Raw genomic sequence first — 17,187 nt, 5'->3', positions numbered from 1 at the left:
GGCCGGGCGGGTCGTAGCAGCGTAGTGGTGTGAGCGGAGCGCGCGACCGGGACGGGCGGAGCTGGCTGCGCGGCGCGCCGCCGCCGGGCTGGGTACGGGTGCTGCCCGCCCTACTGCTGGTGGGGGTGTGCGTGGCGACCCTCGTCAGCCCCGATCCGCTCGACATCGGGTTCCTGCTGGGCGCCATCCCGCCGCTGGCCGTGCTGTCGTACGGACCGGCGGCGACCGCGGTGCTCGGCGTGCTCGTCCTGGTCGTGCTGAGCGTGCCGGCCTTCCGGCTGAACGATCCGGGCAGCACGGATGTGCTGACCGTGGGCTTCGTCGCGGCGCTCAGTGTGATCGTGTCGTTCGTACGGAGCCGGCGTGACGCCCAGCTGGTGACCGAGCGTGCGGTCGCGGAGGCCGCGCAGCGGGCCGTCCTGCCGCCGCTGCCGGGAGTGGTGGGAGGCGTGCGGTGCGCGGGGCTGTACCGGGCCGCGCAGCGCGGGACGCTCGTCGGGGGTGACTTCTTCGACGTCCGGGAAGGGCCCTGCGGGGTGCGCGTGGTCATGGGCGATGTGCAGGGGCACGGGCTGTCGGCCGTCTCGACCGTCGCCTCGCTGCTGGGGGCCTTCCGGGAGGCGGTGCTGGACCGGACGGGTCCCGAGTCGGTGGCCGCGCGGCTGGACCGCAGGCTCGTGGTCGACTCCGCGGGCGTACGGCACTCGGAGCTGTTCGCGACGGCGGTGGTGCTGGACTTCGACATCGGCGCGAGGGCCGTGCGGATCGTGGCGTGCGGGCAGCCGGGCCCGGTTCTGCTGCGCGACGGGCGGGCCGTGGAACTCGACGTCCCGGTGGGCACCCCGCTCGGCCTGGGCCTGTCCGGCGCCGCGCCGCCGACCGGGGTCACGGTCCCCCTGCGGCCCGGCGACCGGCTCTTCCTGGCCTCGGACGGGGTCTGGGAGGCGCGGGACACCGCCGGAGTCTTCTACCCGTTGCTCGACCGGATCACCGGCTTCGCGGGGGACCTCCCGGATCTCGTCGAGCGGGTCTGGGCCGACCTCGCGCGCTACGCCCCGGCGCTCCAGGACGACGTCACGATGCTCGTTCTTTCTCCGGGGACGCCGGAGCCCCGCTGACCGCCGCGTTCCCCTCGGCGTCGATGTGCGGGAGCATCCGGTCGAGCCAGTGGGGCGCCCACCAGGCGTGCCGTCCCAGCAGGGTCATGACGGCGGGGACCATGAGCAGCCGTACGACGGTCGCGTCGATCAGCACACTCACCGCGAGGCCCAGTCCGAGCATCTTGACCACGATGTTGTCACTGACGATGAAGGCCGCGAAGACGCTCACCATGATCAGGGCCGCGCAGGTGATGACCCGGGCGGTGATCTCCAGCGCGTGCGCGACGGAGGCCTTGGCGTCCCCGGTGCGCAGCCAGGCCTCGTGGATCCGGGAGAGCAGGAAGATCTCGTAGTCCATGCTCAGCCCGAAGATGATCGCGAACATCATCATCGGCACATAGCTCTCGATGGGCACCTTGCCGGAGACACCGAGCGCCGGACCGCCCCAGCCCCACTGGAAGACGGCGACGACGACGCCGTAGGAGGCGGCGATGGACAGGACGTTGAGGACGGCCGCCTTGAGGGCGACGAGCAGTCCGCGGAAGACGGCGAGGATGATCAGGAAGGCGAGGGCGACGACCACACCGATGATCAGCGGCAGCCGGCTGGAGACGATGTCGCGGAAGTCGACCTGGGCCGCGGTCGTGCCGGTGACGTATCCCTTGGCGTCGGTGCCGGTGACCGCGGCGGGCAGGGTGGTGTCGACCAGACGGTTGGTGAGGTCGGTGGTGGAGGCGCTCTGCGGGGACTGCTTGGAGTAGACGGTGGCGAGCAGGACGTCCCCGTCCGTGGTGGGGGTCAGCTGGGTGACCGTGGCGGCGCCGGACACGCCGCCGAGGGTCTTCTGCGCCTGGGAGGACAGAGACGAGCGCTGGGACGACGGTACGGAGGTCTGGTCGATGACGACGGTGAGGGGGCCGTTGGAGCCCGGGCCGAAGGCGTCGGTCATCCGGTCGTAGGCGCGCCGGTCGGTGAAGGAGGTGGGGTCGGCGCCGTCGCCGATGTGGCCGAGCTGGAGGGAGAACACCGGGATGGCGAGGACGACCACCACTGTCACGCCCGCGGCCAGGTAACGCCACGGCCGCCGCTGGACCCGCTGGGCATAGCGGTGCCACGTCCCCTGCGCCGTCTCGCCCTGGGCGGTGTCGGTCTCGGCGACCGGACGGCGCACCCGGTAGCGGTCGATCCGGGTGCCGACCAGTCCCAGCAGGGCCGGGACCAGGGTCAGGGCGCCCAGGACGGCGGAGACGACCGTGACGGCGGCGGCCACCCCCAGTTTCGCGATGAACGAGACCCCGGACGCGGACAGCCCCGCCAAGGCGATGATCACCGTGCAGCCGGACACCAGGACGGCACGCCCGCTGGTGGCGGTGGCCCCGCCCGCCGCGCGCACCGGATCCTTCCCCTCCATCAGGCTCTGCCGGTGGCGGGTGAGCTGGAAGAGCGCGTAGTCGATGCCGACGCCCAGGCCGATCATCGTGGCCAGGGTGGGCGAAACGGTCGCGAAGGTGGACGCCGAGGCCAGCAGACCGAGGCAGGCGAGCCCCCCGATCACACTGATCAAGGCGGTCACCAGGGGGATTCCGGCGGCGATCACACTGCCGAAGCCGACGAGCAGGACGACGATCGCCACGGCGAACCCGATCAACTCGCTCACCCGGTCGTCGGCGGCGGGCCGCGCGAGTTCGCCGAGCGGTCCGCCGTACTCGACGTCGACGCCGGCCGCCCGCAGGGGCTGTACGGCGTCGTCGACACCGTGGAGGTAGCCGTCGCCCAGGGTCGAGGGCTGAACGTCGAAGCGGACGGTGATGTAGGCCGTCTTCGCGTCCGACGACAGCGGCCCGACCTTCGAGGCGGGCGCGGACAGCGGGTTCTGCGCCGACAGGACGTGCGGCAGCTTCTGGAGATCGGTGACGGTCGTGGAGACCTGCGAGTCGAGCGAGGTGAGCGCCTTGTCCCCGTCGTGGAGAACGATCTGGCTGCCGTAACCCCCGGCCGCCGGGTCGTGCCGTTTCAGGACGTCCAGGCCCTCCTGCGACTGGGAGCCGGGCAGGGAGAAGTTGTCGGAGTACTCCCCGCCGAAGGACCGGTTCAGGGCCTGCAGGGCGACCAGGGCCACGAGCCAGGCCACCAGGACGATCACGAAGTGCCGGGCGCACCACTCCCCCAGCCTGCGCAGGGCGCCCTTGGATCTGTTACGGGTAGTGGACATGTAGTCGTCTTCCCTGCCGGCCCCGAGAGATCAGTACTCCCATTACACGCCCGCCCGATCATCCGGGCATCCCGGCACCCGTCCCGCCGACGACCGCGGACCGGGGCCCGCTCCGGACGCTTCCGGATGCAAGGTCGGCCAGGGCGTTGAATGGTGATAGCGGACCCGTTGACACCACCGGGACCGCACAGCGATCCGGATCCGAGGAGCAGAGATCATGCCGACGTCACAGCCCGACGCGTCCCGGTCGTCCGAGGACCGCACCACCCCGGACGACCTGCTCCACACCCGTACCGGCACCGAGGTGTCGCCGGAGGACCTCGTCCTTGCCTCGGGCAAGGACATCACCCCGCACAGTCTCGAATGGGCCCGGCGCAAGCTGGCGGCGGAGGGCCCGGCAGCGCTCGACAAGCTGCTGCCCTGACCTCGACCCGAATGCCCAGAGGGCCGCGTGGATCTACGGCGACGGCGGCGCCGTAGATCCGGACGCGGCTGTACGTCAGCCCCCGGACTCCTCGTCCAGGCACAGCACTTCGACCCGCTGCACGAGGTTGTTGGCGAAGCCGCCGCGGTTCCATGGCTGTTCGAGCGGCTGGGTGTGCCCCTCGGCGTCGGTGGCCCGTGCGCTGAGTACGTACTCGCCGGGCTCCGCGCGCCAGTTGAAGCGCCAGCGGTGCCATGCCCAGCGGTGACCGGCGTCCGGTTCGAGTTCCGCCTCGTGCCAGGACTGTCCCGCGTCCGTGCTGACCTCGGCCCGGGTCACCGGCGCCCGCCCCGACCAGGCGCGCCCCTCCAGTGTCACGGCCCCTGGCCGGACCACGCGGGCCCGGGACATGAAGTCCGGGAATCCGGGCGGGACGAGCAGGGCGCGCGGCGCGATCCGGGTGACCGGCTCGCCCTCGTCCCCGGGGTCCTGCCGGAGCCGGTAGGCGACGGTCTGCTGGAACCCGGTGAACGGCGCGTCGGTGACGGTGATCTCGCGCAGCCACTTCACATGGGCCATGCCGTACCAGCCGGGCACGACGAGCCGGAGCGGGTGGCCGTGCTGCGGGGGCAGCGGGGTGCCGTTCATCTCGTAGGCGACCAGAACCTCGGGCTCGGTACCGGTGGCCACACCGACGGGCAGGGCCCGCTGGTAGTCCTGTTCGACGCCGCGCTCCACTCCGTGGTCGGCGCCGGTGCACACCACGTCGACGGCGTCGGCCTCCACTCCGGCCTCGGCGAGCAGCAGCCGCAGCGGTACGCCGGTCCACTCGGCGGTGCCGACGGCCTCGACCAGCCAGGGCTGGCTGACCGGGCGGGGCGTGAGCAGGGCCCGGCCGTTGCCCGCGCACTCCAGCGTCACCCTGGTGGTGACCCGCGGCAGGGCGCGCAGCTCGGCCGGGGTCAGGGTGAGCGGGCGGCGGACCCTGCCTCCGAGCCCGAGCTGCCAGGCGGTGTCCTCGGGGACGTACGGGATGTCGTAGTGGGTGAGGACGTAGTGCAGGCCGGGCGGGGTGAGGTCGTGGCGCATCGCCTCGAGCGGCAGACCGTGGTTGCGGGTGGCGAGCGCCAGTTCGTCCCGGCCGATGCCCTCGTCGGGGGCGGCGAGCCGGGCCGGGGTGCTCATGTCGGCGAGTCGGTGGCCCATGGCCGTATCGTCCCGCGGTCCGCCTGAGCTGTCGCGGTCCGGGGCGACCGGTTTCCTGCTCACCCTTTCGAAAGGGACCCTGCGGCTGTCAGACTCCCGAGGGTGCCCGACTTCGACATGCTCGTCATCGGATCCGGCCCGGGTGGCCAGAAGGCCGCCATCGCCGCGGCCAAGCTGGGCCACCGGGTCGCCGTCGTCGACCGCCCCGACATGGTCGGCGGAGTCTCCATCCACACCGGCACCATCCCCTCCAAGACCCTGCGCGAGGCGGTGCTGTACCTGACCGGCCTCACCCAGCGCGACCTGTACGGACAGAGCTACCGGCTCAAAGAGGACATCACCGTCTCCGATCTGACCGCGCGCACCCAGCACGTGGTCGGGCGCGAGGTCGACGTGATCCGCAGCCAGCTCTCCCGCAACCACATCGCCCTCTACGCCGGCACCGGCCGCTTCGTCGACCCGCACACCGTCGCCCTGCGCGAGGTCACCGGTCACGAACGCCTGCTCAGCGCGGAGAACATCGTCATCGCCACGGGCACGCGCCCGGCGCGGCCGGACACGGTCGAGTTCGACGGCCGCACGATCATGGACTCCGACAACGTGCTCGCCCTCGAACGCGTCCCGCGCTCCATGGTCATCGTCGGCGCCGGGGTCATCGGGATGGAGTACGCCTCCATGTTCGCCGCGCTCGGCAGCAAGGTGACGGTCGTCGAGAAGCGGGCCGGGATGCTCGACATCTGCGACGTCGAGGTCATCGAGGCGCTGAAGTACCACCTGCGCGACCTGGCCGTGACGTTCCGCTTCGGTGAGACCGTCGCCGCGGTCGAGCGCCACTCCCGCGGCACGCTGACCATCCTGGAGAGCGGCAAGAAGATACCCGCCGACGCCGTGATGTACTCGGCCGGCCGACAGGGCCTGACCGACGAACTCGACCTGGACAAGGCCGGGTTGGCCGCCGACAGGCGCGGCCGGATCACGGTCGACGAGCACTACCGCACCGAGGTGCCGCACATCTACGCCGTGGGAGACGTGATCGGCTTTCCGGCGCTGGCGGCGACCTCCATGGAACAGGGCAGGTCGGCCGCCTACCACGCCTTCGGCGAGCCGGTCGGACAGATGCACCATCTCCAGCCCATCGGCATCTACACCATTCCGGAGATCAGCTTCGTCGGACGTACCGAGGACCAACTCACGGAGGACAGCGTGCCCTTCGAGGTCGGCATCTCCCGGTACCGCGAACTCGCCCGCGGCCAGATCATCGGGGACTCCCACGGCATGCTGAAACTGCTGGTCTCACCGGAGGACCGGACCCTGCTGGGCGTGCACTGCTTCGGCACCGGGGCCACCGAACTGATCCACATCGGGCAGACCGTGATGGGCTGTGGCGGCACGGTCGACTATCTGGTCGACGCGGTGTTCAACTACCCCACGCTCGCCGAGTCCTACAAGGTCGCGGCCCTGGACGCCACGAACAAACTCCGCCAGATCGACCGGATTGGGGACTGAACGTCCGTCAGGCTTCCTCGGAGGGGTCCTCGACGATATGCACGGCGGCCTCCTCCGCGCCTGCCGCGCCCGCGTCGATGCCCACGTCGGTGGCGACCTCGTCCTTCGTGGTGGTGGGGTGGGCGCCCTCGTCGGGGGCGACGAGGCGTCCGGCGCGGTCGGAACCGGCCTCCGGGTCGACGGGTTCGCCCTCTCCGCCGGGCAGGTCGCCGATCTCGTCGCCGAGGGGCTCGGTCGCCTCGGGGACCTCCTGGGCGAGGCGGTCGTCGAGGCTCTCCCCGTCGTGCTGTTCGGCCGCGGTGGTGCCGTGCCGGGTGACGCCGAGGGGTTTCTCCGGTGGCGAGTAGCCCTCGTCGAGGGTGTCGTCGTAGGTCCGTTCGTCGACGGCGTCCTGGAGGTCGAGCGGGGCCGCGTCCTCCTGCTCCTCGTTGGTTCCGGTGGGCTGGTAGACGTCGTCGGCCAGCGGCTCGGCGGGTGTCGGTTCGGTGCCCATGGGCTGCCTCCCTCGCGCGTCGCGTGCGGTTCGATGCGGTGTCCTGATCCGCGTTTCCCCGTATGCGCTCTCCAACCTCAAAAGGCCGCCGGAGTAAGGCATTCCACGGCCGGAAGGTTACCCCCCAGTCAATCTTGAAGGATCAAGGAATACGGCTATCATCACTCGCATACACGGAGTGACCGGCCGTCCACGCAGCGGTCGTACGGTCTCCCGCGCACCCCCTTCGATTCCCCTCTCCACCGCCCCTGCCCGAGGCCATCCCTCTCAGTGCCCGGGGCGGAGCCACCCCCCACCCCCTTTTGCGCCGCACGGTCCTCCTCCGCCGTGCGTCGTGCCCTACCGAAAGCAGCACAACCATGATCAACAGCAGGGGCAGAGGGCTGCAGGCCAATGCCCTCGGTACCTTCGACACCGTGGTGATGGCCGTCGCGGGCAGCGCACCGGCGTACTCGATCGCCGCCACCACCGCGGTCCTGGTCGGCTCGGTGGGCCTGGCCAGTCCGGCGGCTCTGCTGTACTGCGCGATCCCCATGCTGGGCATCGCGCTCGCGTTCAGCTATCTCAGCCGGATCGACGTCAACGCGGGCGCCAGTTACTCCTGGGTGGGCCGCACGCTCCACCCCTTTCTGGGCTTCGTCAGCGGCTGGGCGCTGGTGATCTCGGCGACCATCTTCATGGTGGCCGGCTCGCTGCCGGCCGGTTCGATGACGCTGGCCCTCTTCGACCAGGACCTCGCGGACAACACCGCGCTGTCGACCGTCGTGGGCGCTGCCTGGTTCGTGCTGATGCTGCTCGTGGTGCTCGGCGGTGCCCGACTGACCGTGCGCGCCCAGCTCGTCATGTCCGGTGTGGAGCTCGCGATACTGGCCCTGTTCGCGGTGCTCGCGTTGTTCCACACGGGCAACGCGCGCGCCTTCGACTGGTCCTGGCTCGGCTTCGGCCACTTCGACGGCATGCAGGGCTTCGCCTCGGGGGCGCTGATCGCCGCGTTCTACTACTGGGGCTGGGACGTCACCAGCAACCTGAGCGAGGAGACCCGCAACAGCCGCCGTACGACGGGGCTCGCGGGGCTCATCGGGGTCGGCATCGTCTTCCTGCTGTTCGAGGTGTTCACCATCGCGGTGAACGTCATCCTCACCTCGAAGCAGATCGAGGAGAACGACGCCAACGTACTCGCCGTGCTCGGTGAGGAGATCTGGCCTGGCTGGGGCGGCAAGCTGCTGATCGTCGCGGTGATGTTGTCGACCATCGCCACGCTGGAGACCACGCTGATCCAGGTCACGCGCTCGCTGTTCGCGATGGGCCGGGACCGTACGATGCCGTCCGCGCTGGGCCGGGTGCACCGCCGCTGGAACACGCCGTGGGTGGCGATCGTGGTGGTCGGCGCGGTGGCGCTGATGATGTTCATCGCCTCCAACGCCCTGGGCTCGGTGGGCGACATCCTCTCCGACGCGATCTCGGCGATCGGGCTGCAGATCGCCGTCTACTACGGCCTGAGCGGCCTCGCGGTCGTGGTCGCGTACCGCAAGATGCTGCTGAAGTCCCCAGCCGACTTCCTGCTCGGCGGGCTGTGGCCGTTGCTGGGCGCCCTGTTCATGTTCTGGATATTCGTCGAGTCGCTGGGCGAGTTGGGCACGGCCGCGATCACGATCGGCGTCGGCGGGCTCGCCGTGGGCCTGATCCCGATGCTCTGGTACTGGAGGCGGGGCAGCGACTACTACCGGCCCGCGAGGCTTGACGCGAGCCGTACTGTCGAGGCGGACTACGTTCCCGACGGCGGGGCATCCGGGCCTTCGCTCGTCCACGACGGTCTCCCCACCGACTTCTGAGGGGTTGTGCGATGGCGAGAGACCGTTTCGCCCCCGAGTTCGACCCCGACTGCGGGGACGTCCCGCTCACCACCGCCCGCCAGGACATCGTCATCGGCCGCTGGCAGGGCCTGCGGGAGCTGTTGCGCGCCACCGGGCCCGAGTGGCTCTCACGGGGGCACCGGGTGCGGACGCTCGCCCAGGCCTGCGCGGGCAGTTCGACGGTGGAGTCATGGCTGGCGGCCGAGCCGCACAACGGTGACGCGCTGGTGCTGCGGGCGGCCACGGAGACGGCCAGGGCGTTCAACCTGGCCATCGCCGCGGGCCGGGGTGTGCCGATCGACCAGCGCCGCATCGACGCCGCGGTGATGGCCTGTCTGGAGGCTGCCGAGGCTTTCGTGGACGACCCGACGCCGTGGATCTCCCTGATCTCGGTGGCGCGGCTGTACCCGGCCGGGGTGCGGCGGCAGGAACTGGGCCGCTGGTGGGACGAGTTGCACGGGCGTGACCCGTACAGCGTCGAGGGCCACCTCCAGGTGCTGCACTACTACTCGTCCCGCTGGCACGGCTCGCACGGCCTGATGTACGACTTCGCCCGCGACGCGGCCGGGGTGGCACCGCCGGGATGCGCGCTGCCCGTGCTGGTGCAGTACGCGCGGGTCGAGGAGTACCGGGCCGCGGCGGACGCGGCCGAGGACAGACGGACGTCCGTGGGGCTGGGGCAGCACTGGAAGAACGACGGGGCCGTCAGCGACGTACGGCGCACCTGGCAGCGCTGGATCATGGGCCGCACCGACCAAGCGGTGGCCCCGGGTGAGCTGCGCGACCTCAACTATCTGACCCACGCGGCCTGCCACGCGGGCCTCCAGGAGATCGCCGTCCCACTCCTGCAGACGCTGGACCGCCGGGGCACCCGTACGCCGTGGTCGTACACCGGGGACCCGGAGCGCGAGTTCACGAAGTGGCGCAGGGAGTTCAGGGTGCGGGCCTGAGCGTGTCCAGGTGCCGATGGTGCGGACCGACGAGGCCCGCACCATCGGCAGGGTCAGCCGCCGGCCCGCTCCCCGCCAATGGCGCCGTCCACTTCTCCTCGATCCGGCCGACCTTCCACACCACCAGCGCGACGACCCACGTGGCGAAGAACAACCCCACGATGACGAAGCCCAGGAGGTTGAGGTCGAGGCCGCTGATCCAGTCCCAGAAAGGGCCGTGCAGGCCGAGTTTGTCGGCAAGCAGGCCCAGGAGCTCGACCGTGCCGATGAGGAGGGCCACCGCGACGGACAGGCCGGTGACCGTGAGGTTGTAGTAGACCTTGCGGACCGGCTTCGAAAACGCCCAGCCGTAGGCGAAGTTCATGAAGGAGCCGTCGATCGTGTCGAGGAGGGACATGCCGGCGGCGAAGAGGACCGGCAGGGTGAGGATCGCGTACCAGGGCAGTCCGGAGGCCGCGCCCGACCCGGCCAGGACCAGCAGGGCGATCTCCGTCGCCGTGTCGAAGCCCAGGCCGAACAGGAGGCCCAGGGGGTACATCTGCCAGGGCTTGGTGATCGACTTCATGACGCGGCCGAGCAGGCGGTTCATGAAGCCGCGGTTGTTCAGCTGCTCCTCCAGCGCGGCCTCGTCGTAGCGGCCGGAGCGCATCCGCCGGAACACCTTCCAGATGCCCACCAGGACGACCAGGTTGACCGCCGCGATCAGATAGAGGAACACGCCCGAGACGGTCGTACCGATCAGCGCGGTCGTGTCGTGGAGGCGGGAGTCGTCGTCGCGCACGGGTCCCGCGAGGGCCTTCACACCGAGCGAGAGCAGCAGCGCCAGGACGAAGACGACGCTGGAGTGGCCGAGCGAGAACCAGAAGCCGACCGACAGTGGCCGCTGCCCCTCCCCCATCAGCTTGCGGGTGGTGTTGTCGATCGCCGCGATGTGGTCGGCGTCGAAGGCGTGCCGCATCCCGAGCGTGTAGGCGGTCACGCCGATGCCGACGCCGAAGGACTTCTCGCCGACGCTGTAGTGGTGCGGGGCGACGATCGCGACGAGGGTGAACCAGCCGATCACGTGCAGCGCCACCACGACCCCTGCCATGCCGCCCGCCCTGACCCACTCCTGCCGCGTCATGGAGCCACGGACGCGGTGCCATACCGAGCCCCTCGCGGGCCCGGCGGCGGGGAGGAGGGACGGAGCGGAGTCAGGGGCGGCCGTCATCGGGCGGAGGATCCTTCATTCGGGGTACGGCCGCACTCAGCAGCCTTGTGCCATACTCCGGCACCTGCAAGCCATGTGCAGTAAAGCCCGTGACAGGTCTTCCCCACGACTGGGGAAAGCGCCCTGTCAGGGCGTCGCGTTCGGCCCGTCCGGCCGATTGCTTCGCTGTTCGACCATCTCGCGGCTGAGGGCCTCGGTCTCCGGCTCGGACAGTCGCTCGAAGCCGTCCTCGGTGATGACGGAGACGATGGGGAAGATCCGGCGGTTGATGTCGGGGCCGCCGGTCGCGGAGTCGTCGTCGGCCGCGTCGTAGAGCGCCTGGAGCGCGGCGAGGGCGGCCTCGCGGCGGTCGAGTCCCTTGCGGAACAGTTTCTTCAGGGCGCCTCCGGCGTACGGCGATCCGGAGCCCTCGGCGTGGAAGCCGGTCTTCTCGTAGAGTCCGCCGGCGATGTCGAAGCTGAAGATGCGGCCGCGTTCGCCCTCGGGCGCGGAGGGGTCGTAGCCGGTGAGGAGGGGGACCACGGCGAGGCCCTGCATGGCCTGGCCGAGGTTCTGCCGGATCATGCCGGCCAACCGCCGCGCCTTGCCGTCGAGGGTCATGGCGACACCTTCGATCTTCTCGAAGTGCGTCAGTTCGACCTGGTACAGCTTGACCATGTCGAGGGCGAGTCCGACGGTGCCGGCGAAGGCGACCGCCGTGTGGTCGTCGGCGGGGTGCACCTTCTCCAGGTCGCGCTGGGCGATGAGGTTGCCCATGGTGGCCCTGCGGTCACCGGCGATGAGGACGCCGTCGCGGTAGGAGAGGGCCAGCACGGTGGTGCCGTGCGGCACCTGATCCGGTGCGGCCCGCACACCGTCGGGCAGGACGCGGCGCGTGCTGAGCAGTTCGGGACGGTGGGCCGCCAGGAACTCGGTGAAGGACGAGGAGCCCGGGGTGAAGAACTCCTCTCCTAACCGTCCGCCGTTCTCGTTCCACGTCATGGCACTCCCCCTCGCCTCGGACCGACACCCGAAGTCCTACCAGAGGCAGGAGGGCCGGAAACGCCGGTTGCGCACACAGCGCCTTGCGGCGGACGAGAAGGGCGAGCACCAGCAGGCCGGGGAGCAGCGCCGGCCACCCGGCCGGCAGCCGGTGGCCGGGCACCGCGGAAGCGGTCCCCGTACCGGGCGCTCCCCCGGCGGTGCGGGCAAGGGCGAGGGCCGCGCGTCCAGGCACCCGGGTCCGGCCCGGGTGGGCAGCAGGGCGGCAGTGCGACGGCCGGGTGGCGGCGATCAGCACGCGCGCGGTACGGCGAAGCCCAGCGAGCCGCCCCACAGGGCTGCTGCCGAGCCCCGCGGGCAGCAACCGGCCACCGGGGCCGAAGCCCTGCTGGGCGAGCGCAGAGCACACCCAGGTCGCGGCGGCCGCCGCGACGGCGAGCCGCAGGGCACCGGTCTCCAGCACGGGCCGGTGACGCCGGGCCAGACAGCCGGCACGATCTGCTCGGACGTCATGCCGGCCCGTGCCCGCTCACGTTCGGCGCGACGTGGATGTCCATCCCGGCGGCGGGCAGGGTGCGCCAGTCGCGGGCGTAGGCGGGTGGCGAACCGCCGGGCCGGGTGAGGACGGCGACCGGCATACGGCGGGACGCCCCGACGATCCCGGACTCGGTGGTGTTGGTGTTGTGTCCGAACGCCGCCACCGAGGTGCACCCGGCGTAGTACGCGACGGGCACCGACAGGTGGCCGGTGAGCAGACAGGGCGGGCGCACCCCGAGGCGGTCCAGCTCGGCCGCGGTACGAGCCCAGTCGCGGTGGTCGCCCGTGGTGCGGTGCACCGCGCGCTCCAGCACGGCGTACTGGACCGCCAGATGCCCCGTCAGTCCGATCCCGAGCAGCACCGCCACGACCGGACGCCACCGGCCCGACGAGGTGGTCGCCAGGTGGAACAGCGCGTCGGCGACCGGGATCGCGAGCAGGGCGTAGGCGGGTAACAGGAAGCGGGGCGCCGCGTATCCGATCAGGAAGAGGTAGGGCACGGCGGCCGTCGCGGCACAGGCCAGCGGGACGAGGGAGCCTCGCGTGCGCCCGGCCCGGACCGCGACCGCGAGCCCGACGGCGGCCAGCAGCGGGAGCACGGCCCACCAGGCCATGACGGCGGGGTCCGGCAGCGGCCCGGTGCACGGGCGGCACAGGGCCCGGCCGCCCAGGCTGCGCAGCTGGTCGTCGACGGCGAACTGCGGGCCGAGGCCGCCCTGGATGCGGGAGCCCTCGTGCAGACGCTCGGCCAGGCCGCCGTAGCTGACGTACGCCTCGATCACCCACTGCGCACCGCCTGCCACCAGTCCGGCCACGAGGGCGAGAGCGGACCGCGGACGACGGCCGACGGCTGCGGCGACGAGCAGCGGGAGGGTGACCCACACGGCGTCGGTGGGCCGCATCCACGCCATGAGCGCGGCACCTGCCACGACACCCCACAGCGCCCTCGGGTTCTGACGCGCCCGCAGGAAGCAGCCGACCGCGCCCAGTCCGCCGACGGCGACCCAGTAGTTGGGCATGGCCTGGGGGCCGTAGAACAGAGTGATCCACAGGGAGGTGAACAGGGCGCCGCCGACGACGAGAACGCGGACCGGGAAGAGGCCGCGCCAGGCGCGCAGGGCCAGGTAGAGGCCGAGGCCGGACAGCACGGCGAGGTAGACGCGCAGGAGTTCGGTCGAGGTCGACCAGCTCGCGATCGGCGCGACCAGCAGCGAGACGCCGCGGGCGCGCGGGGCGCTGAAGAAGGCGGCCGGGGCCTGGACGCCGACCTGACTGACGTAGACGGTCTCGTCCCAGCCGAGGCCCATGCCGGGGCGGACGAGAACGAGTTGGGCCAGGGTGAAGGCGGCGGCCACCGCGGCGAGCGGCCAGGTGCCCCCGTCCCGCCGGGACACGCCGAAGGCGAACGATGACGTACGTCGTCGCTCGCCGACAAACAGGGCGCTGTCGCCGTGAGCCATTGTCACCCCTCACCCCCGCGTGCCGCGGGGACTGATCCATGTCAAAAACATGGACAAAGTAACCCGTGGCAGCAGGGGGTGCAGGGTGGAGTTCGGCCAAGCGGTGCCTGTCCGGATCACGCCCTCGGGGTCAGCGGGCGTGGGGGCTGCGATGCGCCGGCTGGCTCGGGGCCGGGCGGTCCTGCGGTGGCGGGACGGGACGGACGACCGGGCCGTCGCCGTTGACGGTCAGGGCGGCGCCGTGGTGGCGGATCGCCAGGGGAGCGCCCGACATCAGGGTGTACGTCGCCTTGTCCGGGCCGATCTCCACCCGCAGACAGCGCCCGAGGAGCTGGAGGTTGAAGGCGAGGCGGCTGAACCGTTCGGGCAGCCGGGGCGCGAAGCGGAGGGAGTCGCCGTCCCGGCGCAGACCGCCGAATCCGGCGACGAGGGCCGTCCAGGTGCCGGCGAGGGAGGCGATGTGGAGTCCGTCGCGGGTGTTGTTCTCCAGGTCGGCGAGATCCATCAGCGCCGCCTCGGCCGTGTAGGCGTACGCGAGGGACAGGTGTCCGGCGCGGGCGGCGACGACCGCCTGGACGCAGGCCGACAGGGAGGAGTCCCGTACGGTCAGGGGCTCGTAGTAGGCGAAGTTGCGGGCGATCTGCTCCTCGTCGTGGAACTCCTCGAACCAGCCGCTGCACAGGTACATCGCCAGCACCAGGTCCGCCTGCTTGACGACCTGTTTGCGGTAGATGTCGAAGTAGGGGAAGTGCAGCATCAGCGGGTACTGGTCGGCGCGGGTGCTGTCGAAGTCCCACTGCTGGTACCGGGTGAAGCCCGCGTGCTGTTCGTGCACGCCCAGTTCGTCGTTGTAGGGGATGTGCACGGCCTCGGCCGCGTCCCGCCAGGCGGCGCTCTCCTCGTCGTCCACGCCAAGTGCGGCGGCCTGTTCCGGATGGCGGGCGCAGGCGTCGGCCGCCGCGAGGAGGTTCGCGCGGGCCATGAGGTTGGTGTACGTGTTGTCGTCGGCGACCGCGCTGTACTCGTCGGGGCCCGTGACGCCGTCGATGTGGAAGACGCCGTGGTGGTCGTGGTGACCGAGTGAGCGCCACAGCCGGGCCGTCTCCACGAGGAGTTCGACGCCGGTGTCGCGCTCGAAGTCCGTGTCCCCGGTGGCCTCGGTGTAGCGCACCACGGCGTCCGCGACGGCGGCGTTGACGTGGAAGGCGGCGGTACCCGCGGGCCAGTAGGCCGATCCCTCCGAGCCCTCGATGGTCCGCCAGGGGAACGCGGCGCCGTTCAGGCCGAGTTGGACGGCCCGGTCGCGGGCGGCGGGCAGGGTGTTCTGCCGCCAGCGCAGTGCTTCGGAGACGGCGCCGGGCTCGGTGTAGGTGAGCAGGGGCAGCACGAAGGTCTCGGTGTCCCAGAAGGCGTGCCCGTCGTAGCCCGACCCGGTCAGTCCCTTGGCGGGAATGGCCCGTTGCTCCGCGCGGGCGCCTGCCTGGAGCACATGGAAGAGGGCGAAGCGGACGGCCTGCTGGATCTCCTCGTCACCGTCGACCTCGACGTCGGCGCGGGCCCAGAAGTCGTCGAGGTAGCCGCGCTGTTCGTCCAGGAGTCCGTCCCAGCCGCTGTGGGCCGCGGCCGCCAGGGCCGCGTCGACCTGGTCGCTCATCGCGGGTCGGGAGCGGGCCCCGGACCAGCCGTGGGCGACGAGCTTCTCCAACCGCAGCCGCTGTCCCGGCTCCAGGACGGAGGTGACGGTCAGCCGGGCCAGGTCCACCGTCTCCTCGCTGCTCGTGGTGGTGCGTTCGGGTCCTTCGACGACGTGGTCGGCGGCCACGGCGACCCTCAGTCCGCTGTGCCGGGTGCGGTGCACCAGCCGCAGACGGGTGCCGTCGGCGAAGCCCTCCTCGTGTTCCAGCGGCGACTTCAGGGCCTTGGCGGCACGTGGGTCGCCGTTCGCCCCGGGCAGACTCTCGTTGCTGACGAGTTCGGACTGGATCACCACGCGGGTGCGGCTGTCGACGGGCTCCACCTCGTAGGCCACGGCGGCGATCGCCCGCTGGGTGAGCGAGACGAGCCGGGTCGAGCGCACCCGTATCCGTGATCCCGCCGGTGAGATCCACTCGCAGGACCGCTCAAGGACGCCGCGGCGCAGGTCGAGGGTGCGTTCGTGGCCGACGAGACGGCCGTAGCGCAGGTCGAAGGGCTCGTCGTCGACGAGGAGCCGCACGATCTTGCCGTTGGTGACGTCGATGACCGTCTGGCCCGACTCCGGATAGCCGTAGCCGGCCTCTGCGTACGGCAGCGGGTGCAGTTCGTGGACGCCGTTGAGGTAGGAGCCGGGCAGGCCGTGCGGTTCGCCCTCGTCGAGGTTGCCGCGCCAGCCGACATGGCCGTTGGACAGGGCGAACACCGACTCGCTCTGGGCCAGGACGTCGAGGTTGAGGGAGGTCTCGCGGACGGCCCAGGGCTCGACGGTGTAGGAGCGGTGGGTGATCACGCGGGGCCTCCCAGTTCGGCGAGGCCCTTCACGACGATGTCGGCGCCGTGCTCGTAGAGGGCGTCGGCCTGTCCGACGCGGTCGAGGCCGACGACGTATCCGAAGCCGCCCGCGCGGCCCGCGTCCATGCCGGCGAGGGCGTCCTCGAAGACCGCGGACCGGGGTGCGTCCAGGCCCAGGTCGCGGGCGGCGGGGGGGAAGGTGTCGGGGTGCGGCTTGCCGGGCAGGTGCCGCTCGACCGCGACCACGCCGTCGACGCGTACGTCGAAGAGGTCCTCGGCGTCGATCGCGCGCAGTACGTCACGGCAGTTGGCGCTGGAGGAGACGATCGCGGTGCGCAGACCCTGTGCGCGGGCCGCGCGGATGTAGGTCAGGGTGTCGTCGTAGGCCTCGACGCCGTCCGTGCGGATCTTCTCCAGGACGAGGGCGTTCTTGCGGTTGCCGAGGCCGTGGACCGTCTCCGCGCCCGGCGGATCGTCCGGATTCCCGTCCGGCAGTTCGATGCCGCGGGAGGCGAGAAAGGTGCGCACGCCGTCGGCCCGCGGCAGACCGTCGACGTACTCGTCGTAGTCGTGGTCGTCGAAAGGCCGGAAGTCTTCGCCTTCGCGTCCACGCAGGAACGCGTCGAACATCTCCTTCCAGGCAGCCGCGTGCACGACGGCCGTCCTGGTGACGACCCCGTCGAGGTCGAACAGGCAGGCCTTGATCTCTTCTGGCAGACCGAGCTCCGTCATACAGGACACGGTTCCCTGCAAAGCGCTGTGCCAACA

At 71.3% G+C, this 17,187-nt stretch carries 13 protein-coding genes; 5 read left to right on the top strand and 8 right to left on the bottom strand.

Translation table 11 applies throughout. The features are described 5' to 3' along the window. The first annotated feature begins 29 nt into the window (after positions 1-29). Positions 30-1,118, top strand: a complete 1,089-nt coding sequence (locus tag QF027_RS45265; protein WP_307081344.1) for a PP2C family protein-serine/threonine phosphatase — start codon at positions 30-32, stop codon at positions 1,116-1,118. Here the strand turns inward: QF027_RS45265 and QF027_RS45260 are convergent. After that, positions 1,075-3,312 (bottom strand): MMPL family transporter, encoded by a 2,238-nt coding sequence (locus tag QF027_RS45260; protein WP_306973026.1) that lies wholly within the window; start codon positions 3,310-3,312, stop codon positions 1,075-1,077. The two genes, QF027_RS45265 and QF027_RS45260, sit on opposite strands and share 44 nt — an antisense overlap. Before the next feature lie 217 nt (positions 3,313-3,529). On the opposite strand from QF027_RS45260, the gene QF027_RS45255 reads away from it, so the two are divergent. Beyond that, entirely contained in the window at positions 3,530-3,736 is a 207-nt protein-coding gene (locus QF027_RS45255; protein WP_306973027.1) for a hypothetical protein, read from the top strand. Positions 3,737-3,811: 75 nt separating this feature from the next. Here the strand turns inward: QF027_RS45255 and QF027_RS45250 are convergent, their stop codons facing one another. Then, positions 3,812-4,942: a sulfite oxidase gene (locus QF027_RS45250; protein WP_307081342.1), complete on the bottom strand. Its 1,131-nt coding sequence runs from the start codon at positions 4,940-4,942 to the stop codon at positions 3,812-3,814. A 102-nt stretch (positions 4,943-5,044) separates the two neighbouring features. Here QF027_RS45250 and sthA point away from each other — a divergent pair, with 102 nt between their 5' ends. Further along, complete coding sequence (gene sthA / locus QF027_RS45245; protein WP_307081340.1) at positions 5,045-6,448, top strand: Si-specific NAD(P)(+) transhydrogenase; 1,404 nt, start codon at positions 5,045-5,047, stop codon at positions 6,446-6,448. Positions 6,449-6,455: 7 nt separating this feature from the next. Here the strand turns inward: sthA and QF027_RS45240 are convergent, their stop codons facing one another. Continuing rightward, positions 6,456-6,941: a DUF5709 domain-containing protein gene (locus QF027_RS45240; protein ID WP_307081338.1), complete on the bottom strand. Its 486-nt coding sequence runs from the start codon at positions 6,939-6,941 to the stop codon at positions 6,456-6,458. Between the two features lie 359 nt (positions 6,942-7,300). On the opposite strand from QF027_RS45240, the gene QF027_RS45235 reads away from it, so the two are divergent. Beyond that, on the top strand, positions 7,301-8,773 hold the full coding sequence (locus QF027_RS45235; RefSeq protein WP_306973031.1) for an APC family permease: 1,473 nt from the start codon (positions 7,301-7,303) through the stop codon (positions 8,771-8,773). 11 nt (positions 8,774-8,784) lie between these two features. Beyond that, the gene (locus tag QF027_RS45230; protein ID WP_307081337.1) at positions 8,785-9,744 is read left to right on the top strand and encodes a hypothetical protein; all 960 of its coding nucleotides are present in this window, start codon (positions 8,785-8,787) and stop codon (positions 9,742-9,744) included. On the opposite strand, the gene QF027_RS45225 is transcribed toward QF027_RS45230, so the two are convergent. From QF027_RS45225 to QF027_RS45205, 5 genes are all read right to left on the bottom strand, one after another. After that, complete coding sequence (locus QF027_RS45225) at positions 9,728-10,954, bottom strand: HoxN/HupN/NixA family nickel/cobalt transporter (protein WP_373432479.1); 1,227 nt, start codon at positions 10,952-10,954, stop codon at positions 9,728-9,730. The two genes, QF027_RS45230 and QF027_RS45225, sit on opposite strands and share 17 nt — an antisense overlap. 126 nt (positions 10,955-11,080) lie before the next feature. Beyond that, positions 11,081-11,935 (bottom strand): proteasome subunit beta, encoded by an 855-nt coding sequence (prcB, locus tag QF027_RS45220; RefSeq protein ID WP_307081333.1) that lies wholly within the window; start codon positions 11,933-11,935, stop codon positions 11,081-11,083. Positions 11,936-12,444: 509 nt separating this feature from the next. After that, positions 12,445-13,932, bottom strand: coding sequence for a hypothetical protein (locus QF027_RS45215; protein ID WP_307081331.1), 1,488 nt, complete (start codon positions 13,930-13,932; stop codon positions 12,445-12,447). A 130-nt stretch (positions 13,933-14,062) separates the two neighbouring features. Continuing rightward, on the bottom strand, positions 14,063-16,417 hold the full coding sequence (locus tag QF027_RS45210; protein ID WP_307081329.1) for a glycoside hydrolase family 65 protein: 2,355 nt from the start codon (positions 16,415-16,417) through the stop codon (positions 14,063-14,065). Then, a complete protein-coding gene (locus QF027_RS45205) occupies positions 16,414-17,151 on the bottom strand; it encodes a beta-phosphoglucomutase family hydrolase (protein ID WP_307081327.1) in 738 nt (245 codons plus the stop codon). Before QF027_RS45205 ends, QF027_RS45210 begins: the two co-directional genes overlap by 4 nt. Positions 17,152-17,187: the final 36 nt, after the last annotated feature.

The organism is Streptomyces canus (genome assembly GCF_030816965.1).
Taxonomy (GTDB): Bacteria; Actinomycetota; Actinomycetes; order Streptomycetales; family Streptomycetaceae; genus Streptomyces; species Streptomyces canus_E.
Note: the sequence above shows the minus strand (reverse complement) of the source record. Positions and strands in the feature narration are given on the sequence as shown.